Origin of the sequence: Nesterenkonia sandarakina, assembly GCF_014138825.1 — a bacterium.
Classification (GTDB): domain Bacteria; phylum Actinomycetota; class Actinomycetes; order Actinomycetales; family Micrococcaceae; genus Nesterenkonia; species Nesterenkonia sandarakina.
Genome location: NZ_JACJIH010000001.1, coordinates 2,468,277 through 2,489,622, shown reverse-complemented (window position 1 = coordinate 2,489,622; position 21,346 = coordinate 2,468,277). Strand labels below are relative to the sequence as shown.

Below are 21,346 nucleotides of genomic sequence, written 5' to 3'. Positions count from 1 at the left end.
CACTTGACGGCCTACGATCACAGCGCCTGCCGCAGCAGAGGAGTACGCTCGAAATTGGACGGGTGGCGTGAAGCCCGAAGCCCTTCGCATAGAGAGCCACCCGCGATGTTCGTGAGGATGTGAGGATGCCATGTCGACCCCCAGCAGTCACCAACCGGATGCACCCGAGGGTGCCCGTCGAAGCGTGACACCTGATGAAGTGCAGCTGACTCCCGAGAAGAGCCCCGGTAAGCCTCCTCGCACGACGGCGTCCCTGCTGGCGATCTTCGCCCTGATCTGTCTGGGCCTGCTGTTCCTGCTCCTCATCGGTGAGATCGGAGTGTTCGAGATCGGAAACTGATGCCGAAGGTGGAGGGCCGGACGTCCTCCCGCCGGTGAATTCCGTCCTGGACTATTGGACAGACCGGGGTTGAGCCGCGCCGTCGGCGGCTTCTACTTGCCCGCGCAGAGCAGCGTTCGGGACCAGAGGTCCCGGTGGCGCCGGACGTACCCGGCGACGCCCCGCCAATGCGCTCCATGGCCTTCTACGAACATGGATCCCCAAGGTTCAATATTCGCCTCGTTCGATTGCTTCAGGAGGTCGTACATCGCCGTCGTCCGCGCAGCCATGGCGGCGGGCAGTGCTGCGCGCAGCTCGCCTTCGGCGTCGTAACCACCGACGAATGCCGCCAACGCCGGGGCAGCCTGCTCTGGCGACTGATCGGGGTCAGGCAGCGCAAACGCCTGCGCCGCGTACGCGAGGTCCCAGAGCCGGGTGCTCGGTGCCGCGGCATCCCAGTCGATGAAGGTCCACCGATCTCCGATGACGAGGTTCCAGGGCGCGAGATCGTTGTGGCAGATCAGTTCCTCCCCCGGTGCCGGAATCGCGGTGGTCCAGACAGCGCGGGTCTCCGGTCTGTAGGCCTGGCTGGCATCGTGGATCGCTCGGACCATCGAACCCACCCTGGCGAGTTCTGAGTCCGCCAGCGGGGCGGAGTTGATGGCGAGTTCTCCCGGGATGAACTCTGTGACCTGCCGACCCAGCTGATCCCGGCCCAAGGGTGCGGGCACGTCGACACCGCTCGCAGCGAGGAAAGTCATGTACCGGACCACGCTGGGGCTGGCATCAGTCCACGGCTTACGCACCGTCTGTCCCAGGCGGTAAACCGAGTCACTCGAGTGTCCGCCAGTGAGCAGCTGCTCCTCCTCCATGGGCCGACCCTATCTCCTGGTCTTCTCCGTTTCGCCGCGAGCAGCGTCCTCATCCGCGCCAAGCCGCGACGCTACCGCCACGTGCCGTAGCATCGGCGCCATGACGATGCACGACGACGAGCTCCGAGTCAGTGCCGACACCGCACGGCAACTGATTCTCGATCAGTTCCCGGAGTGGGGCGACGAAGCAATAGAGGAGATCCACGGGGCCGGAACAGACAACACGATCTTCAGAGTCGGAAGGACCCGAGCCGCGCGGTTTCATCGTCGACGCGCAAACGCCACGGTTCTCGGCGCAGAACTTCTTCGGGAGGCCGCTGCCATGCGAGAACTTGCCGAGGTGGCTCCCGTCCCGACACCCTCGCCGATCGCGATCGGACGTCCCGGCCATCAGTATCCGTTGCCATGGACCCTCCAGTCGTGGATTCCCGGCACGGTCGCGACGCCGCTGGGATCTGCCCATTCCAGGGGACTGGCCCGCCAATTAGCCGAGCTCATCGCCTCGATCCGCGCCGCCCCGACCCGGGGCCGACAGTTCGTCGGCACCGGACGTGGCGGAGAACTCACCGCCTCCGACCAGTGGATGGATACCTGTTTCTCAGAGAGTGCAGGCCTGCTGGATGTTCCTCGTCTACGAGCCATGTGGGCGGAGTTCCGGCAGCTTCCCCGGGACCAACCGGATGTCATGACCCATGGAGACCTCACTCCACCCAATCTCCTCCTGCGCGAGAGTCAACTCGTGGGCGTTCTCGACGCTGGAGGTTTCGCCGCTGCCGATCCGTCCCTGGATCTGATCGTGGCATGGCACCTTTTCGACGACGACGGCCGCACCGTTCTTCGGGATGACCTAGGGGCCGATCGGCTGGAATGGCAGAGGGGCGCTGCGTGGGCGTTTCAGCAGGCCATGGGATTGGTCTGGTACTACCAGAACTCGAACCCCGGGATGGCTCAGCTCGGTCGCAGCACCCTAGCCCGCATCTCAGGCGACCTGGAGCTGTCTCGGACGCTCTTCGGCGTGCCCTGAGGAGCACCCACGGGGCGCCTTGCCCCGGAGGCACCCCCTGCTGGGACCCTCCAGCGACTAGAACCGGGCCGGCGCACCCGAATCGAGGGCCCACTGGATGCGCTCACGGTGACTCTCCGTGAACGGTTCCGGCAATGCGTTCGCGGGAAACCACGCGACGTGGGTGGATTCGTCATCGCCAACCTGCGGAACCCCCGAGATCCACTCCAGTTCGAACGCAATATCTACGAATCGACACTGGTCCCCGTTGGGGTAGACCGATGGCGGGGTCGCGGATACTCCGGCCACCCGAACTACCCGCGCTTGAACCCCGGCCTCTTCCCGAACCTCGCGCTGGGCACCGGAAGCAGGCGAGTCACCAGGTTCAAGGATCCCGGAGATGGCGCTCCAGTGAGCATTGTCTGATCTCTTGACCAACAGCACCTCTGGCACCTCGAGGGCCGTCCGGGTTTCGTCTTCGCGCCGAAGCACCACGCTCGTGACACCTGGAAGGAAGAGCTCCTTGTGCCCGATCTCTTCACGCAGGTCAAGTACGAAGTCGGGGGTCACCATCGATCCAGCCTATGTCTTCGGTGTTCCAACCGGGATCGACGATCGATTCGCCGCGTGCGCGGCGGATGGATCTTCCTACAGCTGTCTCCTGGTGAACAAGGTAGTCCCGATATCACGGTGCACTTCCCGGCGATCAGTCTCGGTGAATCCGACCTTGGCCAAGAGACGGCGAGAAGCAGTGTTCCAATCCCAGACCGTGGCCCACAGCTGTTCATACCCAGAGGATCTCGCCCAGTCCAAGACCACCCACGCGGCCTCCGTCGCGTAGCCACAGCCCCAGGTCTGGCGAAGCAACTCGAACGCCAGTTCCGGCTCACCTGCAGTGCCACGCCCGCTCGCCACCAACCCGCAGTAGCCTATGACGCCCGGAATGGCCTTGCGTTCAATGGCGAGCAGACCAACTGAGGATGGGCGGTTGGCGCGTATCGAATCTTCGAGTTCATCCAACGTGGGGCGCCCCTGCGCATCTATTCGGCGGTGGGGTGGCACGCGCGGATCTCGTTCGCTCCATAGTTCACGCAGGACCCCAGCCTCGCTCACCCTCCAGGGCCTGAGTCGCAGTCGAGGCGTCTCCAATAGGGGTCCACGGTCTTGGGCAGCAGCTTCGGTCATGCCAGCGATTCTTGCACTCGCTGCCATCACGGTGGCCTACCCCCGAGAGCCTCCTGCCGCACAAAGACTGCCGGGGGGCGGGTTCTCAATTGCCTTGTTAGCGTGATCGCATGCCAGACCTGATACTGCTCAATGGCGCCCCGGCCAGCGGGAAATCCACCCTGGCGCGGCTATTGGCCGACGACCAAGACCTGACGCTCGTCCTGGACATCGATACGGTCCGCGGGCTTCTGACTCGCTGGGAGGCCGCTCCAACCCCCGCTGGCCACGCGGCTCGGCGTCTGGCGCTCAGCATGTGCCGAACTCATCTGTCAGCCGGGAATGACGTGGTGGTGCCCCAGTTTCTTCAACGCGAGGCCTTCATTCTTGAGCTAGCTTCCGTGGCAGCCGAGGCGGGCGCTCGTTTCATCGAGATCTGCTTGACCAATTCGCCGGAAATCGCCTCGTCGATGTTCGCTTCACGCGCCTCATCTGATGAACCGAACCATCGGGCAGCGAAGCTGCTCCAGGGGGATCCGGAAGCCGTCCCCGTCTCGGATCTCTACAACACCATGATCGGCATGCTCGCTGCCAGACCCCAGACGATCTTTGTGGAGTCGGTCCCTGACGACGTCGGACGAAGCCTTGAGAATCTGCGCACTGCCATGGACAACAGGTGCGGTCTGGAATCGCGCTCCTGACCTGGTCGTGAGCCCGACTTAGACTTGATCGCGTGACCTACGAAAGGACCAGCGCGGCGTATTCACGGCGCGCAGCGGAGTACATCGAACGTCTTGGGCTGATGACCGCCGTGCATCCATCGGATCGCGAGCTCGTCTCCACGTGGGCATCCGGCGTCCACGAGGCCATCGACGCTGGATGCGGACCAGGCCACTGGACGAACTTCCTTGCCGAGCAAGGTGTCATTGTCCGCGGAGTCGACCTTGTACCTGAGTTCATCGCGCACGCCCGGAACACGTACCCCGCCGTACGCTTCACGGTCGGTGATCTCGCTTCCCTTGATGCCTCAGCGGACTCGGTCGATGGGATTCTCTCCTGGTACTCCCTCATCCACTACGAGCCGCAAGCGATTCAGTCCCCCTTGCGGGAGTTCGGGCGCGTGCTCAAACCAGGAGGCACGCTGCTCGTCGGCTTCTTCGAGGGACCCACGGTGGAGAAGTTCGCTCACGCGGTCACTCCGGCGCACCAGTGGCCGGTCGACGACCTCGGCGCTGAGTTGCTTGCTGCAGGCTTCGACGTGCTCGAATCTCACGTTCGCAAGACCGCCGATCAGCGGCCTCACGGAGCAGTCATCGCGCGGCGTCGCGGCACACGCTGAAGGGGGGCCATCGGGCACTCTCCCATCGTTCCGATGCGCCCAGGTCCGGCACCACGTTCCGCCAACCTTGGCGAGTTGACCGGGGGCTCCGCCGGGGTTCGGCGTCACTTATGAGGCAGGGGTGATATGCCGGGAGGGGACGGGACTTGAGTAGACAACGCTGGTGGTGATTCCACCAAGGGTTGCGAGTCGACCGGTGATGCGTTCGAGGTCCCTCATGGACCGCGCGAGGACTTTGATGATGAAGCAGTCCGCTCCCGTGACGTGGTGAGCCTCGATGATCTCCGGCAGAGAATCCACCAGGTCGTGGAACGGCTTGTAGTTGCCTGTGGGGTAGGCCAAGCGCACGAAGGCCGTGACGTTGTATCCGAGGGCTTCGGGATCGACAGTGATCGAGTAGCCGGTGATGACCCCGGCATCGGTGAGACGACGCAGACGATCAGCCGTCGCGCTGGGGGACAGATTGATGGCGCGCGCGAGCTGCGCCACGCTCATCCGGCCGTCCTGTTGCAGGTTCCCGATGATGGCGTGATCGGTGTTATCGAGATCTATCCGTGGATTCGAGGGCATACAGCAGAATGTACCGCTCGAAACGTTGCCTTAGAAGCGGATTGACAACGATCACATCTTCACGGAGAAACTGTTCAGCCGATTCAATTGAGACATGACATCTTCTATCTCCGCCACGGAATTCTTCGCCGCGAAACTCACCTATGAGACCGATCCGGCAGACCTCGCGGCCGCCCGGACCTCCGACTCCCCGCCCGTGGTCATCGACACCCGCTCAGCAGCAGCCTGGAGTCAGGGACGCATTCCCGGAGCAGTCCACATCCCTAATGCCGAGCTGGACGCGCGGGTCGCCGATGCCGTGCCCGATAAGAACGCCGCCGTCGTCGTCTATTGCTGGGGGCCTGGCTGCAACGGCAGCACCCGCGGCGCACTGATACTGACAACCCTGGGTTATACCAACGTGCGAGAGCTCATTGGTGGGTTCGAGTACTGGGCTCGCGAGGGACTGGCCACGGTCAGCGATGCTGGTCGGGGCCGACTCGCTCCGGACCCCCTGACCGCGCCTGCCTCATGACCTCGCATCAACCATCGGCGCGGCTGGTGCCTGCAGCTTCCGTGAACACGCTCACTCGGGCGCAGCGTGGACGACAACGGACCAAGCCCCTGCCTCAGACGCCCCGTAGCCTTGCGCGGTCACTGCGTTGAGATCGCCACAGCCTACGACGCGGGGGCCTCGTCCACCCCTGCCCTAGAACCTGCACCCTGAGGGTGTTCCCCCTACCTGGCCCGATCCAAAGTTGTGGCTGACACACTGGCCACATGGCCTTCGAACGGTTTCCCCTCCAAAGATTGACCGAAGATCCCTCCAACACCCTGGACCGGAAGATGTGGCCAGCGACGTTGGCGCCTGTAGCCACGATCCTCGATCGTGGACTGGACCTCGGCATGGCGACCGTCCTGGTGGGCGAGAACGGGTCCGGCAAGTCCACCATCATCGAGGCGATCGCGTTGGCCTACGGACTCTCCCCCGAGGGTGGCTCAACCGGAGCCCAGCACCGAACACGTTCCACGGAATCAGTACTCGCCGATCACCTCAAAGTAGTCCGCAACGCCGGCGCCACCCGACGCGGGTACTTCCTGAGAGCCGAAACGATGCACGGCTTCTTCAGCTACCTCGAATCAAACCCCAGCACCGGCGGTCGGCCTGACCTTCCGTTCCATGAGATGTCCCACGGTGAATCGTTCCTCGAACTCGTCGGTGATCGATTTCGTGGATCAGGTCTGTGGCTCCTCGATGAGCCAGAATCAGCCCTGTCCTTCTCGGGCTGTCTAGCGTTGCTCAGCGTCCTGAAAGACATTGTGGCCGCCGGGGATTCCCAGGTGATCCTCTCGACGCACTCGCCCCTCCTGGCCGCCCTGCCCAATGCTCAGATCCTCGAAGTGGGCAGCTGGGGCCTCCGTCCTCGGCAGTGGGCGGATCTAGACCTGGTCACGAGCTGGCAAGCGTTCCTTGACTCACCCGAGCGCTACCTCAGGCACCTGTAGGGCGAGATAGACCTCTCAGAATGGCAGCGGGCTGTACTCCGGCGTAACGATCAAGAGGCCTACGATCCTCAGTTGGTCATCTACGGCCACGCGTCCCATCATTTCTCCGGCCTCGCAGTTCAGCGTGGTGACTCCAACTACGACCCCCAGGAGCTGGGCGTCTTCTTCGATCCGCTCCCCTGCCGGCAAGACGACGTGGGTATCACCGTAGGACTCCTTGGCGCCAACCTCCGTGAGGAGCCGGGCCCAGGTCTCTGCGATCAGTGAGGTCGGCAGTTCCCTTCTGGCCTCCGGGTGAATCAAGCTCTCGAGATCTTCATACTTCCCTGCGCTGATGAGGTCGAAAACCTGCTCGGTCGTTCGCTGGACCTTCTCGATAGACATAGGTGCTCCTGTGATCTTCTGGTCGGTGACCGGGTTGGCGACTTCTCCGAATCTCTTGAAGGCGGCTTGCCGGCTCATGCCTAGGGTCTCGCCGATCTCCGCCCAGGTGTGACCTTGGCTCCGAGCCCGTTGGACAGCGGCTTGCAGCTGACCCTTCGCCTGATTCAGGGCTTGATGTGCTTCTCTGATGGTGTCCATGCTGCTAGTCAACCAAACGTTGACGAAAACTGTCAACGTTTAGTTGACATGTTGGGGCGGTTGATCGGAAGATTCTCGACGGAACGGACAGGGCCACAAGGTGCAGGTTGAAGGGGCTGATGGGCGAGGCAGATCGGCGTTGCCAAGCTCCTTCGGTCGTCGCTCAGTCGCGGCGATCTGCTCAGAGGGACTCTGCTGAAGCAATCGCGGAGCAGTCGTGTCGCTTCCCGGCGGCGCGGCTTGAGAGCGAGAAAGGCCACCACGCCGCACAAGCGAAAAACAATGCACTCGGTACCCAATCGCCATCGTTGCACCCCGCCATGAGGTGAAGCACGCCGACGACCGGGATCAAGAAGGTAGCGAAGGCGGTAGGTGCTTTAGAGTCTTTCGGGCCTTCCATGGCAACACCTGAAGAACCATGAACCGAAGCGGAATCCCCGCCGAGGGCTCCTTCTATGGCAACCCCTGAGGACTCAGCTTGCGGACAGCCTGAAGGACTTTCTTGGACTAGATCGGTCCTGCTGAGCAATCAGGTGTCGGCTACTCCACGCCTTGCTCGGGGTCCATGCTTCAGCTGGTCGTGCAGCGTGTCCGCCACGGCTGGCGAAGCTCCGGCCGGTGGGTTGCTGGCATCATCATGTTCATGATCGCCCTCGCGTCAGTGGCGCTTCACGCTCTGGCTGTCTGACCCAGCGCGCCGCGCAGCCACTGCCATCCGAGATTCGTCCATCAAGGAGAGACCATGCTCGAGAAAACCATCATCCTCACAGGCGCCAGCGACGGAATCGGAGCTGCAGCTGCCCGCCAGCTGGTCGCAGACGGCCACACAGTCGCCCTTGTAGGGCGCTCGAAGCAGAAGACGGAAGCCTTGGCGCAGGAGCTCGACGCCGACTTCTTCCTCGCTGACTTCACGAGGTTCTCCGAGGTCAGGACACTGGCTGCGCGTTTGAAGGACAGCTATCCCCGGATAGACGTTCTCGTCAACAACGCCGGCGGCATCTTCGGGGATCAGACCCGCACTGAAGACGGGTTCGAGAAGACGCTGCAGGTGAACCACCTGGCGCCATTCCTGCTCACCAACCTCTTGATGGACACCCTGACGGCGAGCAACGCTTCGATCATCAACACTGCCAGCGTGGGCGCGCGCCTTTTCGGCAAGATCGACCTCGATGACCTCAATAACGAGCGGAGGTACTCCGCCAACAAGGCCTATGGTGATGCGAAGCTGGCCAATATCCTCTTCGCCAAAGAGCTTCACCGCAGGTTCTCCGACCAGGGAATCTCCGCCGTCGCCTTCCACCCCGGAAACGTGATGACAAGCTTCGCCTCAGACACCACCAGCGTGCTGCGCTTCATCTACCAGACCCCCTTGGGTCGCATGACTGGTCTCATCAGCCCGGAGCAGGGCGCACTACCCCTGGTGTGGCTTGCCGAAGGCGAGCCGGGCCAGGAGTGGGTCTCGGGTGAGTATTACGAGAAGCAGAAGATCGCCAAGACCAACCCCCAAGCCGCAGACGCGCAACTGGCAGCCGGACTGTGGGACAAGAGCGCTGAGCTCGTAGGGCTCTCCAGCCCAGCGCAGTAGGCGCCTGGTCGGGCAGGAGGGCGTCTTGTCTGGTTGGGCGGCGCCCGTAGGCGTACCCTCCCTCGGGCACCTCGTAAAGTGATTCCTTCAACCTTGCGGGCACCTCCGGACTTTCCAAGCACTCACCTCATAAATGGGCAGAATATGTCCCTCTCCACACTGGAACGGCACGCTAGATGCTTCCGGGACATCGCAGACCTCTAGATCCACCGTGCGGGGCTGAGACGTCCATCTCGAATAGTGACAGTGCGGTCAGTCAACGTGGCCATCTCATCGTCGTGGGTCACGATCACCGTTGCCGTGTTGAACTGACGCGTGGTGCTGACGATCAGCTCAAGGATGGATCGTGCCCGGTCGTGGTCCAGAGCGGAGGTGGGCTCATCCACCAGCATCACCGAAGGTCTGCCCATAAGCGCCCGGGCGATGTTGACTCGCTGGCGTTGACCACCGGAGAGTTGGTGCGGACGCCGGTTCACGACAGAGGCCAGACCAACCAGGTCCAAGAGTTCCGCACCGTGTCTTCCTGCTGCCTTCAGCTGCCTCCCTCTGGCGCCGCGCAGATGCGCCGTCAGTACCAGCTGTTCCAGTGCGGTCAGGCTCGGCAGGAGGTTGGGCTGCTGAAAGATGGTCCCGACCTGGTTTCTGCGTATCGCGGCGAGCTCGTGTTCAGGCAGCCCGGTGAGTTCACGTCCGGCGAGGTGCACCGAACCGGAGGAAGGTCTGATGAGTGCCGCAGCGACTGCCAGCAACGATGATTTCCCGGAACCTGAAGGACCAACGAGGGCTGTCACAGTGCCCGCGTCTGCGCGGAAGTCGACCGCGTCGAGTGCTCGAAGTGTGCGTGTCTTCCCGTTGGTATCGACACCGTCTGGGTAGGTGAGGGTCACGCCCTCAAGGAGGAGAGCCGAGGGTTCTTCATGGATGTGAGCCGCTGGTGAGGGGCTGGGTCCTGCATGGATCGACGTCATGATCAGTTGCCTCCTAGGGCGAGAAGTGGATCGACACGGGAGACGCGTCGAGTTGTCAGGGCTGCCCCGGCAACGCCCAGTCCGACGACCCCAAGCGCAGGGACCGCGACAGTCAAGGGCGTCAATACGAACGGCACCGCGTTGCCGATGAGCAGCCCGCCTGCCCAGGCGGCCATACCGCCCGCGATGGCACCGAGCGACACCACGATGGCCGCCTGGGTCAGCGCGTCGCGGACCAAGTAGCCGCGGGAAGAACCCAGCGCGCGGAGCACCGCGAGATCACGAGTGCGCTGGATGGTCCACACGGTCAGGAACGACACGACCACCAGGGCGGATATTCCGTAGAGGAACCCCTGCATCATCAACAGCGAGCCGCGCTCCGACTGATAGGCCGGCAGCGCGTTGAAGGCTCCTTGAGTATCCGCCGAGACAGTGCCCGCCTGATCGTTGACCGTAGCGAGAGCCTCGGTGGACAGATCGCTCACGGAAGCCGGCACCGCGAGAACGGTTGCCACAGTGTCCTCGCCCGGGTGAGCGATCGCCTCGAAGTCTTCGGTGGACGTCCAGACCACTGGGACGTGACTGTAGAACTCATCCTCAACCACCCCGGCAACGGTCAACTCGCTAGAGGACACGCGCAAGGTGTCCCCCTGCGCGAGGTCGAGATCTTCGGCGATCATGGAGCTGAGGATCACCTCGCCTGCACCCGGGTTTGAACGGCCCTCGATCACGTTGAGTCCCGGTGCGAGCTCGGTGTCTGTCTCTACGCTGAAAACCGCGACGGAGGTAGCTGTCTGGCTCGAGCTCTGCTGCGCGTCACCAGTTCCGCTTTCAGCTCGGGTCTGTGTCACTCCGAGGCGCTCCACGGCGCCTCCGCCCAGAGCCTCCTCCCAGATGTCCAGCTCCGCGGCGGTGATTCCTGATTCGGTGAAGGAGGGGTCCCCATCTGCCTCCGCTGGGGCGCTGAAAACGATCTGTGAGGCGCCGAGTCGTTCCAGGGCTGAGGTGTTCTGCTGACTGAGGCCGTTGGTGAGGCCCGTGAGCAGCACCAGGAGCATGGTGATCAGCGCGACGACTCCGCCGATCAGCGCGAAGCGACCCTTCGCGAAGGTGATGTCCCGAAGGGATAAGTACATGGCGACTCCAGAGAACAAGTGTGGGGTGAAGATCTTGCTTTCCAGAATCCTGGAATCCGCCAGCTCAGGGACCGTGTGATCGGTTGAGCGTGCAGCTCCGTTCGGAGGATGCCAGACTCAACCTAATGGTTGATCCTCCGGGCAGTCCGCCTCGGTACGATGATCAGGTGGAAGGCCACGGCCCACCGTCTTCGTTTCTTGTCGTGCAGCGGACTGGGAGGGGTGGTCGTGGTGGCAGAGGTCTCCACGCCTGAGATCCTGCGGGGTCTCAGAGTCAGCCTCCACGTCAGCTTCGCCGCCTTATTGTTCATCGGAGTGCTGCGGGTTGTCGTCGGCATCCGTTCTGCCTACGGGGGCGAATGGCTCGTCGGCTCGCTCAGCCTTCTCCTGGCGTGCATCTACGTCATCGGAACCGTCTGGGAGAGCCGGTTCGCACAGGGCCAGACCAGCCGCAACCCCCGACGCTACGTACTGCCGTGGCTGGGCGCAGTCACCGCGGTGTGGACGGTCATGACGCTGGCCAGCCCCGACTTCTCATGGGTCGCGTTCCCGCTCTTCTTCATCTACCTGGTCGTCCTGCCGACCAGGCCCGCGATAGCCAGCATCGTGGCCCTCACCGCGGTGGTGATCGCAGCCCAGTTCTTGCACGCGCCATCGGGCGATTTCCATCTAGCCATGGTGATCGGACCGTCTTTGGGAGCCGCTTTTGCCGTGGTCATCGGCTTCGCCTACCGAGCGGTGTACCGAGACAACCAACGCCACCAGCGAACGATCCGCCAGCTCGAAGCAGCTCGTCTGGAACTCGCCGAGCGGGAACAAGAGGTGGGGCGCGCAGCCGAACGGGAGAGACTGGCCCGCGAGATCCACGACACCCTCGCCCAGGGATTGTCCTCGATTGTGCTGATGACCCGCGCCGCACGGCGAGAACTGGAAAATCAGCACCCGAACAGAACGCGTGAACGCATCGACGTCATTGAAGAAACCGCGGCAGAGAACATGGCCGAAGCCCGACGTTTCGTCCGCGACCTCAGCTCCCCGGCACTGGACTCCGACCTCCTCACCGCCCTCCGCGAGGTCTGCGCCCGGACTGCCGAGCGAGCACACGCCGAGGGACAGGACCTGCAGTGCCGGTTCCGAAGCGAAGGCGAGCTGCCTGACCTGCCGCTAGATCACCGGGCGGTGTTGTTGCGTGCGGCCCAGTCGTTGCTTGGCAACGTCGTAGCCCACGCGCGTGCGCACACGGCTGTGGTCACGCTGCAGGTCTGGCCGGATGCTGTCTCACTGGACGTGGTCGACGACGGTGTCGGTTTCACCAACGACGACGAGGCCCAGCTCGACCGACCAGACGTCCCACGCTACGGACTGGCCAAACTCGCCGCCCGCGCCCGCGAGCTAGACGGCACTTCGACCATCGAAACCGCTCCAGGCAAGGGCACCGCGGTGAACATCCGACTGCCCCTGGAGGACCCATGACACCCGAATCAAGCCCACAGGTTCGCGTCCTTCTCGTCGATGACCACCCAGTGGTCCGATCAGGAGTGAAGGCACTGCTGGAGAGCTCGGGGACGCTGCGCCTGACCGCGGAAGCCGGCACCGGTGAAGCCGCGTTGGCGATCCTCGCGACCTCTGCCCAGGACGTGGACGTGGTGGTGATGGATCTCCAGATGGGCGCCGGCATGAACGGAGTCGAAGCCACAAGAAGAATCACCGCTGACTACGATCTTCCGGTGTTGATCCTGACGACCTTCGACACTCAAGCGGACATCGTGGCCGCCATGGGTGCCGGCGCAACCGGCTACCTGCTCAAGGACGCCCCATCGGAGACCGTGCAGCAGGCAGTGCTCGACGCCGCGGCGAGGAAGCCCGTGCTGTCCCCATCAGTCACCGCACAAATGATGAAGCGCTTCGTTTCACCGGCGACAACTCTGACGGCACGTGAAACCGAAATCCTGCGGGAGCTTGCCAGCGGAGCGACCAACCGCGACCTCTCCCGCGTGCTGTTCATTTCAGAGGCCACAGTGAAGACCCACCTGGTCCACATCTACGACAAGCTTGGCGTGGAGAATCGCACGCAGGCCGTCGATCAAGCCCGCGCGCAGCGCATCATCTGACCTAGCCCTTGCCAGGCTGTCGCCGTTCTTCCGCGAACAACAGCCCTACCCTCGGGCAGTCCTCGTCGGTGGGAGGGCTTCAACGCCGTTCGCGCAGAACAACAGGGCACCAAGGTCTGACTGGTGCGAATCCTGAGCGTCTCTGCGCTGGGGATCGACTTCGGCAACATTTGCGGATCGTTCGCCATCCCCGCAGCTGGACCGTGACCTGGGAGATCCTAGAGGAGTCCTGGCACCAGGACTGCCACCAGGACGTTGCCGGTGGCGATGATGCCCGCGGCGTGGGTCAACTTCTGGCTGGCAGCGTGATTGTCTCGGCGGGACTTGCCTGCGGCGATCTCTAAGGTCGCGACCACCGCGAGTGAGCCGAGCAGCTTGATTCCGATCTTCAGATGGTTCACATCTCCACCACCCCAGATATCGGCAGCTTCGCCCAACGCAACGATCAGCAGACCACTGAGCAGCAGGATGCGGGCACCCCAGACCATCACTGGCCATGGCCGTGGCTTGCGAAGGACAACAAAGTATCCGCCGATAACTGTCGCCATGGCGAACAGGTGAGTCAAGACGGTGAGGTCGTAGAAAGTATCCATACCTTCAGCCTATGGACTGCGCTGCAAGTGGGTGCCCGCCACGTGTCAACCCTATGGTTGATTCTCGCCCAGAGAACCTGGTCCGTCATCGCCGAGCCATAGCGCCGTCGATGTTGCCCGTAAGCGGATGGGTGGATTCTGGCGGTCATTGCAACAGGAGGTCTTCGATCAGTTCGATCGGCTTTTGAAACCCTAGCCTTTTCCGTGGCCGGTCATTGAGCTCAGCAGCGATCCAGTCCAGGTCAGTTTCGCTATAGACGCTCAGGTCGGTGCCTTTCGGGAGGTACTGCCTTAACAGACCATTCGTGTTCTCGTTGATCCCTCGCTGCCAAGGCGAGTGCGGATCGCAGAAGAAGATCTCAATCCCGGCATCGACCTTGACGGTCTTCCAGTCCCGCATCTCCGTACCCTGGTCCCAGGTCAGTGAATGCCGCAACGCCTCAGGCAGAGTCTTGATCTTCGCGGTCAACGCGTCACGCATCTGCTCGGCCTTATACCCGTCGGGGAGATGGATGAGCATCGTGTAGTTGGTGCTGCGCTCGACCAGGGTCCCGATCGCGGAGCGGTTTCCTTTCCCGATGATGAGGTCGCCTTCCCAGTTCCCGGGTACGGCACGGTCCTCGACGTGCTTGGGGCGTTCGGAGATGTTGATCATGTCTGGGACCCGGTTTTTGCGCTGCCCGGCCTTCCTGGATGGTCTCCGCACGGCTCTGCCGGTGCGCAGACACGCGGTGAGATCCCGCTTGAGCGCACCACGCGATTGCACGTAGAGGGATTGATAAATGGTCTCTGGGGACACGCGCATCTCCCATTGGTCGGGGAACTGACGGCGTAGTCGCCCACTGATCTGTTCGGGCGAGTACTTCTTCTTCAGGTCAGCCTCCACCCTGGCACGTAACGCCAGGTTGGTGTGAAGCTTCGCAGGCTTGGGCCGAGAGGCACGTTGATAGGCCAGCACCTGGGCTGAGGTCGCGCGGTACCCAGTGCCAGGACGGGTGTTGCGTCGCAGTTCCCTCGACACGGTCGAGGCGGACACCCCAATCGCTGCTGCGATCTGACGCAGCGACTGGCCTTGAGCTCGCAGCACGGCGATCTCCTCACGCTGGGTGAAAGACAAACATCGACCCTGTAAATTACGGCCCCGGCGGGGTCGGACACCCCCGGCGTCGAGCAGCACCCGGAGCCCTGTCCTTCTGCTGGTTTCGATCGGGAGCACGGCGTCAGTGATGAACTCACCGGCCTGCATTCCAGTCCAGAAGACCTGGAGAAGATCTGGTCTCACGAAGATTGAGTAGCCCGTCATATCAACACCCATCTGCTAAGTGTTGCAATCACCGCAAGAACCCAAGGATGGTCAAGCGGGCAGTGCGCCATCCTTGTCCGGCGAACTCACCGCCACGCTCCAGCCGGCTGACGCCTAGAGACATCGGCGAAGACCGGATAAGTTCCTTGGGACAATGGCCTGGTGGATGCTATCAACCTTTTCATGCTTCTTGCCGCCCTCGTGACCCTCATAGCCATCGGAGGGATACGTGTAGGCTCTCGGCTGGGGCTGCCCGCTCTCTTGTTCTTCCTGCTCTTCGGCATGGTCCTCGGCGAAGCGGGGTTCGGCCTCCAATTTGATGACGCCACGCTCGCCCAGGGTCTGGGCTACGCCGCGCTGACGCTAATCCTGGCCGAAGGTGGACTCACCACCAAGTGGAGAGAAATACGGCCATCCATCGGACTCGCCGCCCTGCTAGCGACAGTCGGAGTCATCGTCACGATCGGACTGATGACCGTGATCGGTCATTACGCCCTAGGACTACCCATCCTGCTGGCGCTCTTATTCGGAGCAATCAACGCTGGCACCGACGCGGCCGCTGTCTTCTCCGTCCTTCGAGGAATCTCGCTCCCAGCCCGAGTCAGGTCGGTCCTGGAAGGCGAATCTGGACTCAATGATGCACCCACAGTGCTCATCGTGACAGCAGCGACCGCCGTCGCCGTTGGGGATCAGCCCTCTGGGGGAATCCCCGTGGTCGCTCTGATGATTGTCATCCAGCTCATCGGCGGTATCGCCCTCGGCGCAGCCCTGGGCGCTGTAGGAGTCTTCGTCCTGCGCCGCTTTGCTCTTCCCGCCGCCGGGCTCTACCCGCTTGCGGCTCTAGCCTGGGCCTTGTTGGCCTACGGGGTTGCGACGCAGGTCAGCGTCTCAGGGTTCGCCGCCGTCTACATCTGCGCCATGGTCCTAGGCAACGGCAGACTACCCCACCAGCAGGCGACTCAAGCGTTCGTTGAAGGCACCGGCTGGATTGCCCAGATCGGGCTCTTCGTCATGCTCGGCATGCTGGCCAGCCCCGGCAGGATCACCTGGGAGATCGTCGTGCTCGGCATGTTGGCAGGGTTGTTCTTGACCTTCCTGGTGCGTCCCATTGCGGTGGCAGTGTGCGCGGTGTGGTTCAGGATCCCGTGGCGCGAACAGGCGTTCCTCTCCTGGGCCGGGCTACGTGGCGCCGTGCCGATCATTTTGGCGACTGTTCCCATGGCGGCGCAGATGGACGACGCTGACATGCTCTTTGACGTCGTCTTGGTCTTCGTAGTCGCTTACACCGCCATCCAGGCACCTTCACTGCCCTGGGTCGCCCGACGCCTCGGACTGACCCAGGTCGCTCCCTGCACCGCTGTACAGATCGAGCCTGCACCGATGGACGAGGATCGGGCGGACCTGGTCAGAGTCACCATCACCGAAGACTCGGTCCTCACCAGGTCCCCACTGTCCGAGCTGGACATGCCATCCGGGACCCAGATCTCTCTGGTCATGCGTGGGGAGAGCTCGTTCGTTCCCACGGCAGAGACTCATCTGCAGCGCCATGATCAACTGCTGGTGGTCATTCCGGCCGAGGACGAAGAACGAGTCCAGAAGTACTTCGAAGGACTCTCAGCAGATCCGCAATAGTGTCCCGCGCGACGGTTGACGCTTCAGAGCTCATCCCCTGCCTCAGACAGGTGGGGAGCCGCGGTTCTCCCGTGCAGCGCCGAACTGTCACGATTTCTCAGGCACAGTGACTCACACCGGCATAAGTAGGCCGACCCCTCATCGCGCCTAGTATCGACAGGCTATGGCCACCACACTCGTGGAGCCAGGCCTGGGGCTACCGGATCCTCAACATCCGCACGATGAAGAACCCCATCGAGCCCAGCATCAGTGCCATGGCGAACCACACGGCCGGTGTCATGGACCAGTCCCCCGCGATGGCCCCGAACATCACGATCTGCAGAACCGTCAATGACAGCACGAGCCAGACCATCATCTGGACACCGTTCTTGTAATGCGCCTGGATGTTGCGCCCAGTCACTCTCGTGGCCCCGAAGTTGAAGACTCTGGGGTAGCGAGTAAGGACCGCGCACCCTGCGATCATCACCGACATCACCGCAGCCAGGCCCGCCATTTCCCAGGGCGAGCCGTATCTATTGACCGAGCCATCAGAGGCAAAGTGCATCGGCACCTGCTCTGGCATAGACGGGATCCGTGCGAGCATCCAGAGCGAGTAACAGGCGGCCACGACCAGACTGCCAGTCAGGAGCAGCCGGTACATCGGCCCTAGCGTGAACTCTGCCTGTGGGCGGCTACGCATCGTGGGGTACTCGAGGGCCCCGTCAGGGTGACGAAAGGGGACCCCTTCGCGCATTGCCTCTGCATAACTGCTGACAGGTTCGGTACTCGTCGACGTCTTGCCCATACTGCCCTCCATTGATGCCTGGCAAGACCATTGTCTCAAAGGGACAAGTCCGGGCTGAAGGACCGGGGGCGATATGCGTCTTTCGCTACTATCCCGGCGCCATGCTCATTCCAGATCATCACAGTGGAGGGGCCCCTGAGTGAATCGGCATCTCCCCACGCACGCTAGCCGATCGGTTTACGGGCCTTTAGTCGGGCAGGGTATACGGGCACTGAGTCCCCCACACTTGCGCTACGTATCCGCTTAGGGGCCAGGGCCTCCAAGCGGACCGGACCAACACAACGGGAAACGCCAGCCCGGAAAGACTTCAAAAGCCCACTGATAACCACTCGGCGTCTGTTCGGCTGCTTCAGTGGGCACCTGGGCTGCTCCGCTCCAGTCCTGGGTGCATGACTTCGCTTCTACTCTAACCGTTACCTCAACGTGACATTTGTTATCGATCTGTTATACCGTCGTAGTCGTGCCTGCGACCGATGTCCGAAGCCGCAGCGCCTCCGTCAGACCTCCTCCTGCCGCTGACCGGAGCTGTTCCAGTAACTACCGCAAGGCAGGGTGCGGGGCACCGCGGTCGATCGAGACCTGAAGAACGTGAGCTACCCGGCTCACACTTCACACCAGGCGGTCCCGCAACTACAGGGAGAGGTTTCCAGAGAAGTGACAGACATGACTTTCGTCTCACGCCGTGACCGGCGCCGCCAGGCCAAGCCCTCATTGGCAAAGGCCGTGGCATCCAACGCCGGCACCGTCGGACGAGGCGCGGCAGCCGCCGTCGCCGCATCCGGCCTCGTGCTCTCCTCAGGAGTCGCCGCGAACGCCGGCACCGACATCAGCACCCCCGAGGTCACCACCTTGGACGTGAACGCATCCGATCTCAGCGTGGAGCGCGCCGACACCACCTCCGCCGTGGCCGCGACCGCATCCAGCGAGGTCGAGCTCTCCTTCGACCGTCCCATGGTGACCTCCACCCCCGCACCTGTGGTGGAACCAGAGCCCGCTCCGGCCCCGGAGCCCGCACCTGAGCCGGACCCGGAGTCCGCTCCCACCCCAGTGGTGGAAGAGGCCGTCACCGCCTCCATGCCGATGCCAACCGAGCCGGAAGCTCCCGCGCAGCAGACTGATCCCGCACCGCAGGAGCAGCAGTCCAGCACCGGAAACACCGGTTGGTCCAACACCGGCCAGCAGGGTGGAAACACCGGGCAGGCTCAGAGCAGCACCGGCGAGCGGACTTCGCAAGCCAACACCGGCCAGCAGTCACAGGGCAACACCCAGGTCGCCTCAACCTCCCCCGCACTGGAAGAGGCCCCGGCCGCTTCCAGCGGCGGCAACGGCTCGATCGTGGGCGCCGCCTATGCAGGTCTCGGAAACCCCTACGTCCTCGGTGGCACTTCACCGTCTTCGGGTTGGGACTGCTCCGGCTTCATCAACTGGGCCTACAACCAGGCCGGTGAATCGCTGCCGCGCACCACTTACGGCATGATGGCCTCAATGCGCCAGGTCTCCTCGCCCTCCCCGGGCGACATCGTCATCCAGAACGGTGGCAGCCACGCCGCCATCTACGTCGGCAACGGCCAGCTCATCGGTGCCAACAACCCCCGCGTGGGCACGATCCAGTACCCGCTGAACTCCCCGTACTGGACCAACACCATGTACCTCAGCGCGAACTGACGCTTCCTCCGCCTCGGCGGTGCAGTAGAAACCTCGGCCGCAGGGCGCGATCCTCACAGGGATCGCGCCCTGCGGCTACCAGGTTCACGAACTTGGAATGAGTGAATGAGACCAGCAAGGTCTCCGGCGCCACCGATGACCACCCAAGTTGACGCTTAGTCCGTCCTGGACAGAGCACCGCCAAGGAGCCACCCATTGCCGGCGCAGATACCAATCTACGATCAGTTCATGACGGATAGCTCCACCGGTACGGTCAAGGTCCTTGTGGTCGACGATGAGAGACCACTTCGGCGTCTCGTTGAGCAGTACCTTCACTGCGAAGGAATGAACGTAGCAACCGCCAGTGACGGCGCTGAGGCCGTAGAGATGGTCCGGGATCAAGACCCCGCCGTGGTGATCCTGGATCTGGGCCTGCCGGGTATGGATGGTGTCGAGGTGTGCCGCCAGATCCGCAACTTCTCCGACTGTTACGTCGTCATGCTCACTGCACGTGCCGAGGAAGTGGACCGGCTCATCGGGCTTTCCGTCGGTGCCGATGACTATGTGACCAAACCCTTCAGTCCCCGTGAGTTAGTGCTGCGAGTGCGTGCCATGCTGCGTCGGCCACGGCAGGGCCCACGAGCTGACTCCTGGGGCGTCGAGATCGGGGCGCTCCGCGTCGACTTGGCCGGACGTGAGGTCCATCTTCGAGGCGCACCAGTTGAACTGACCCGTACCGAGTTCGACGTCTTGGCCGCACTAATCTCAGAACCGGGAGTCGCACTTTCTCGGCGTGAACTGATCACTCGGGTATGGGGCCCGGACTGGTTTGGAGATAGACACCTTGTCGATGTCCACGTGGGACATCTCCGCCGAAAGCTAGGAGATGACCCGACTGATCCTGAGTTCATTCACACCATTCGTGGTGTCGGGTACAAGGCGGGATCCGCTCGATGAAACAGCAACGACGAGGCGCCGGACTCGGAACGCGCATCCTGGCTGCCCTGATCGTGGTGCTCTGTGTCGCCGCGGTCACCGCGTGGCTCGTTGCTCTCATCATCGGACCGTTGATCTTTCATGACCACATGCTGATGGTAGAGAGCGTCAGCCCTGAACCAGAAGTCATCACCCATGCCGAAGAGGCCTTCGACGCCGCGTGGACACTCACCCTCGCACTCGCGCTGCTGGCAGCCGTGGCAACCTCAGTCATCGTCACACTCTTCCTGGTCCGTCGAATCATCAGCCCAATCAGCACAGTCCGTGGCGCGGTCACCAAAGTCGCAGACGGCGACTACACCGCCCGGGTGCCTGAGGTGAGCATGGGCGCTGAATTCACAGAACTGATGGACGCCTTCAACACGATGGCCAGCAAGCTGGACCAGACCGAAAGCACCCGCAAACGCCTGCTCTCTGATCTGGCTCACGAGATGCGCACCCCCGTAGCCACCGTCGATGGGTATCTCGAAGCCATGCAGGACGGGGTCGCCCACGCCGATGATCAGACCCTGGTGATGTTGCGGGAACAGACCGCGCGTCTAACTCGCCTGGCGGAGGACATCTCACTGGTCAGCGCCGCCGAAGAGCGACACCTGAGTCTGCAACCAGCCCCCACCCAGGTAGGTGAGCTGCTCACGACTGCCGAAGGTCAGACGCGCGGACGCTACCGAGAGAAGCGAGTGAACCTTTTTGTCGACGCCACCGCTCAATCACAGGAAATCGGGGTCACTGTCGATAGCGGGCGCATCGGACAGGTGCTCACCAACCTGTTAGACAATGCACTGCACCACACTGATCCCGGCGACGAAGTGACCCTACGAGCAGCACACTCAACAACGTCGGTGACCATAGAGGTTGCAGACACCGGCCACGGGATAGCGACTGAGCATCTGCCACACGTCTTCGAACGCTTCTACCGTGTGGACACCGCCCGAGACCGCCAACATGGAGGCTCAGGGATCGGCCTGGCCATCGTTCGCTCCATCATCACCGCCCACGGGGGAACCGTTCGCGCCCACAGCGACGGACCAGGAGCTGGGGCTGTCTTCACCGTCGAGCTACCCCGCCAGTCCGAGTGAGAACGTGAAGGTTCGATGAAGGACCACGTGTGGTCCACCGCGTCTCCGGAGCCACTGGATACCATCGATGGCTGCACCCGAAGCAATCCCCCGGCCCAGAGCAACCGAAACCCACGGAGGACGAGAGTGTCAACTGAGGGAACACTCCCTTCCGAAGGGCCGTCCCGACGGGGTCGACACC

At 62.9% G+C, this 21,346-nt stretch carries 23 protein-coding genes; 13 read left to right on the top strand and 10 right to left on the bottom strand.

Going from position 1 to position 21,346, the window contains the following annotated elements:
* Nucleotides 1-184: 184 nt before the first annotated feature.
* Nucleotides 185-340, top strand: coding sequence for a hypothetical protein (locus tag HNR24_RS11345; RefSeq protein WP_182495826.1), 156 nt, complete (start codon nt 185-187; stop codon nt 338-340).
* Between the two features lie 92 nt (nt 341-432).
* On the opposite strand, the gene HNR24_RS11340 is transcribed toward HNR24_RS11345, so the two are convergent.
* Nucleotides 433-1,080: a phosphotransferase gene (locus HNR24_RS11340; protein WP_310735437.1), complete on the bottom strand. Its 648-nt coding sequence runs from the start codon at nt 1,078-1,080 to the stop codon at nt 433-435.
* A 211-nt stretch (nt 1,081-1,291) separates the two neighbouring features.
* On the opposite strand from HNR24_RS11340, the gene HNR24_RS11335 reads away from it, so the two are divergent.
* A complete protein-coding gene (locus tag HNR24_RS11335) occupies nt 1,292-2,215 on the top strand; it encodes a phosphotransferase (protein WP_182495822.1) in 924 nt (307 codons plus the stop codon).
* Between the two features lie 57 nt (nt 2,216-2,272).
* On the opposite strand, the gene HNR24_RS11330 is transcribed toward HNR24_RS11335, so the two are convergent.
* A complete protein-coding gene (locus tag HNR24_RS11330; RefSeq protein ID WP_058889527.1) occupies nt 2,273-2,767 on the bottom strand; it encodes an NUDIX hydrolase in 495 nt (164 codons plus the stop codon).
* Nucleotides 2,768-2,842: 75 nt separating this feature from the next.
* On the bottom strand, nt 2,843-3,379 hold the full coding sequence (locus HNR24_RS11325) for a GNAT family N-acetyltransferase (RefSeq protein WP_182495821.1): 537 nt from the start codon (nt 3,377-3,379) through the stop codon (nt 2,843-2,845).
* A gap of 110 nt (nt 3,380-3,489) precedes the next feature.
* Here HNR24_RS11325 and HNR24_RS11320 point away from each other — a divergent pair, with 110 nt between their 5' ends.
* Nucleotides 3,490-4,059 carry an AAA family ATPase gene (locus tag HNR24_RS11320; RefSeq protein ID WP_182495819.1) on the top strand — a complete coding sequence of 190 codons (570 nt, stop codon included), beginning with the start codon at nt 3,490-3,492 and terminating at the stop codon, nt 4,057-4,059.
* Nucleotides 4,060-4,091: 32 nt separating this feature from the next.
* Complete coding sequence (locus HNR24_RS11315; protein WP_310735436.1) at nt 4,092-4,697, top strand: class I SAM-dependent methyltransferase; 606 nt, start codon at nt 4,092-4,094, stop codon at nt 4,695-4,697.
* 108 nt (nt 4,698-4,805) lie between these two features.
* Here the strand turns inward: HNR24_RS11315 and HNR24_RS11310 are convergent, their stop codons facing one another.
* A complete protein-coding gene (locus HNR24_RS11310) occupies nt 4,806-5,267 on the bottom strand; it encodes an Lrp/AsnC family transcriptional regulator (protein ID WP_182495817.1) in 462 nt (153 codons plus the stop codon).
* A gap of 94 nt (nt 5,268-5,361) precedes the next feature.
* Here HNR24_RS11310 and HNR24_RS11305 point away from each other — a divergent pair, with 94 nt between their 5' ends.
* Nucleotides 5,362-5,781 carry a rhodanese-like domain-containing protein gene (locus HNR24_RS11305; RefSeq protein ID WP_182495816.1) on the top strand — a complete coding sequence of 140 codons (420 nt, stop codon included), beginning with the start codon at nt 5,362-5,364 and terminating at the stop codon, nt 5,779-5,781.
* A gap of 245 nt (nt 5,782-6,026) precedes the next feature.
* Entirely contained in the window at nt 6,027-6,752 is a 726-nt protein-coding gene (locus HNR24_RS11300) for an AAA family ATPase (RefSeq protein ID WP_182495814.1), read from the top strand.
* A 15-nt stretch (nt 6,753-6,767) separates the two neighbouring features.
* Here the strand turns inward: HNR24_RS11300 and HNR24_RS11295 are convergent, their stop codons facing one another.
* Nucleotides 6,768-7,334, bottom strand: coding sequence for a hypothetical protein (locus HNR24_RS11295; protein ID WP_182495812.1), 567 nt, complete (start codon nt 7,332-7,334; stop codon nt 6,768-6,770).
* 742 nt (nt 7,335-8,076) lie between these two features.
* Between HNR24_RS11295 and HNR24_RS11290 the strand changes: the two genes are divergently transcribed.
* Entirely contained in the window at nt 8,077-8,919 is an 843-nt protein-coding gene (locus tag HNR24_RS11290; protein WP_182495811.1) for an SDR family NAD(P)-dependent oxidoreductase, read from the top strand.
* Between the two features lie 200 nt (nt 8,920-9,119).
* Here HNR24_RS11290 and HNR24_RS11285 read toward each other — a convergent pair whose 3' ends face one another.
* Nucleotides 9,120-9,887: an ABC transporter ATP-binding protein gene (locus tag HNR24_RS11285; RefSeq protein ID WP_182495810.1), complete on the bottom strand. Its 768-nt coding sequence runs from the start codon at nt 9,885-9,887 to the stop codon at nt 9,120-9,122.
* Nucleotides 9,888-9,889: 2 nt separating this feature from the next.
* Nucleotides 9,890-11,023: an ABC transporter permease gene (locus HNR24_RS11280; RefSeq protein ID WP_182495808.1), complete on the bottom strand. Its 1,134-nt coding sequence runs from the start codon at nt 11,021-11,023 to the stop codon at nt 9,890-9,892.
* Nucleotides 11,024-11,251: 228 nt separating this feature from the next.
* Here HNR24_RS11280 and HNR24_RS14320 point away from each other — a divergent pair, with 228 nt between their 5' ends.
* Both HNR24_RS14320 and HNR24_RS11270 read left to right on the top strand, forming a co-directional pair.
* A complete protein-coding gene (locus HNR24_RS14320) occupies nt 11,252-12,496 on the top strand; it encodes a sensor histidine kinase (RefSeq protein ID WP_182495807.1) in 1,245 nt (414 codons plus the stop codon).
* Nucleotides 12,493-13,134 carry a response regulator gene (locus HNR24_RS11270; protein WP_058889518.1) on the top strand — a complete coding sequence of 214 codons (642 nt, stop codon included), beginning with the start codon at nt 12,493-12,495 and terminating at the stop codon, nt 13,132-13,134. Before HNR24_RS14320 ends, HNR24_RS11270 begins: the two co-directional genes overlap by 4 nt.
* A 218-nt stretch (nt 13,135-13,352) precedes the next feature.
* Here the strand turns inward: HNR24_RS11270 and HNR24_RS11265 are convergent, their stop codons facing one another.
* Both HNR24_RS11265 and HNR24_RS11260 read right to left on the bottom strand, forming a co-directional pair.
* Nucleotides 13,353-13,727, bottom strand: a complete 375-nt coding sequence (locus HNR24_RS11265) for a hypothetical protein (RefSeq protein ID WP_182495805.1) — start codon at nt 13,725-13,727, stop codon at nt 13,353-13,355.
* A 145-nt stretch (nt 13,728-13,872) separates the two neighbouring features.
* Nucleotides 13,873-15,042 carry an IS30 family transposase gene (locus tag HNR24_RS11260; RefSeq protein WP_259392446.1) on the bottom strand — a complete coding sequence of 390 codons (1,170 nt, stop codon included), beginning with the start codon at nt 15,040-15,042 and terminating at the stop codon, nt 13,873-13,875.
* Between the two features lie 150 nt (nt 15,043-15,192).
* Here HNR24_RS11260 and HNR24_RS11255 point away from each other — a divergent pair, with 150 nt between their 5' ends.
* Nucleotides 15,193-16,662: a potassium/proton antiporter gene (locus HNR24_RS11255; protein WP_310735435.1), complete on the top strand. Its 1,470-nt coding sequence runs from the start codon at nt 15,193-15,195 to the stop codon at nt 16,660-16,662.
* A gap of 196 nt (nt 16,663-16,858) precedes the next feature.
* On the opposite strand, the gene HNR24_RS11250 is transcribed toward HNR24_RS11255, so the two are convergent.
* The gene (locus HNR24_RS11250; protein ID WP_182495802.1) at nt 16,859-17,302 is read right to left on the bottom strand and encodes a DUF1648 domain-containing protein; all 444 of its coding nucleotides are present in this window, start codon (nt 17,300-17,302) and stop codon (nt 16,859-16,861) included.
* An 807-nt stretch (nt 17,303-18,109) separates the two neighbouring features.
* On the opposite strand from HNR24_RS11250, the gene HNR24_RS14130 reads away from it, so the two are divergent.
* The 3 genes from HNR24_RS14130 (at nt 18,110) to HNR24_RS11235 (ending at nt 21,165) form a co-directional block, all read left to right on the top strand.
* Nucleotides 18,110-19,111, top strand: coding sequence for a C40 family peptidase (locus HNR24_RS14130; RefSeq protein ID WP_259392445.1), 1,002 nt, complete (start codon nt 18,110-18,112; stop codon nt 19,109-19,111).
* Nucleotides 19,112-19,339: 228 nt separating this feature from the next.
* Nucleotides 19,340-20,047 carry a response regulator gene (locus HNR24_RS11240; RefSeq protein WP_182495801.1) on the top strand — a complete coding sequence of 236 codons (708 nt, stop codon included), beginning with the start codon at nt 19,340-19,342 and terminating at the stop codon, nt 20,045-20,047.
* Nucleotides 20,048-20,157: 110 nt separating this feature from the next.
* The gene (locus tag HNR24_RS11235) at nt 20,158-21,165 is read left to right on the top strand and encodes a HAMP domain-containing sensor histidine kinase (RefSeq protein ID WP_259392444.1); all 1,008 of its coding nucleotides are present in this window, start codon (nt 20,158-20,160) and stop codon (nt 21,163-21,165) included.
* Nucleotides 21,166-21,346: the final 181 nt, after the last annotated feature.

Bases quoted from the DNA above. Each gene is read 5' to 3' on its own strand.
- HNR24_RS11340 (WP_310735437.1), bottom strand. From the start codon at position 1,080: ATGACTTTCCTCGCTGCGAGCGGTGTCGACGTGCCCGCACCCTTGGGC.
- HNR24_RS11335 (WP_182495822.1), top strand. From the start codon at position 1,292: ATGACGATGCACGACGACGAGCTCCGAGTCAGTGCCGACACCGCACGG.
- HNR24_RS11330 (WP_058889527.1), bottom strand. From the start codon at position 2,767: ATGGTGACCCCCGACTTCGTACTTGACCTGCGTGAAGAGATCGGGCAC.
- HNR24_RS11325 (WP_182495821.1), bottom strand. From the start codon at position 3,379: ATGACCGAAGCTGCTGCCCAAGACCGTGGACCCCTATTGGAGACGCCT.
- HNR24_RS11320 (WP_182495819.1), top strand. From the start codon at position 3,490: ATGCCAGACCTGATACTGCTCAATGGCGCCCCGGCCAGCGGGAAATCC.
- HNR24_RS11310 (WP_182495817.1), bottom strand. From the start codon at position 5,267: ATGCCCTCGAATCCACGGATAGATCTCGATAACACCGATCACGCCATC.
- HNR24_RS11305 (WP_182495816.1), top strand. From the start codon at position 5,362: ATGACATCTTCTATCTCCGCCACGGAATTCTTCGCCGCGAAACTCACC.
- HNR24_RS11300 (WP_182495814.1), top strand. From the start codon at position 6,027: ATGGCCTTCGAACGGTTTCCCCTCCAAAGATTGACCGAAGATCCCTCC.
- HNR24_RS11295 (WP_182495812.1), bottom strand. From the start codon at position 7,334: ATGGACACCATCAGAGAAGCACATCAAGCCCTGAATCAGGCGAAGGGT.
- HNR24_RS11290 (WP_182495811.1), top strand. From the start codon at position 8,077: ATGCTCGAGAAAACCATCATCCTCACAGGCGCCAGCGACGGAATCGGA.
- HNR24_RS11285 (WP_182495810.1), bottom strand. From the start codon at position 9,887: ATGACGTCGATCCATGCAGGACCCAGCCCCTCACCAGCGGCTCACATC.
- HNR24_RS11280 (WP_182495808.1), bottom strand. From the start codon at position 11,023: ATGTACTTATCCCTTCGGGACATCACCTTCGCGAAGGGTCGCTTCGCG.
- HNR24_RS11270 (WP_058889518.1), top strand. From the start codon at position 12,493: ATGACACCCGAATCAAGCCCACAGGTTCGCGTCCTTCTCGTCGATGAC.
- HNR24_RS11265 (WP_182495805.1), bottom strand. From the start codon at position 13,727: ATGGATACTTTCTACGACCTCACCGTCTTGACTCACCTGTTCGCCATG.
- HNR24_RS11260 (WP_259392446.1), bottom strand. From the start codon at position 15,042: ATGGGTGTTGATATGACGGGCTACTCAATCTTCGTGAGACCAGATCTT.
- HNR24_RS11250 (WP_182495802.1), bottom strand. From the start codon at position 17,302: ATGTACCGGCTGCTCCTGACTGGCAGTCTGGTCGTGGCCGCCTGTTAC.
- HNR24_RS14130 (WP_259392445.1), top strand. From the start codon at position 18,110: ATGACTTTCGTCTCACGCCGTGACCGGCGCCGCCAGGCCAAGCCCTCA.
- HNR24_RS11240 (WP_182495801.1), top strand. From the start codon at position 19,340: ATGACGGATAGCTCCACCGGTACGGTCAAGGTCCTTGTGGTCGACGAT.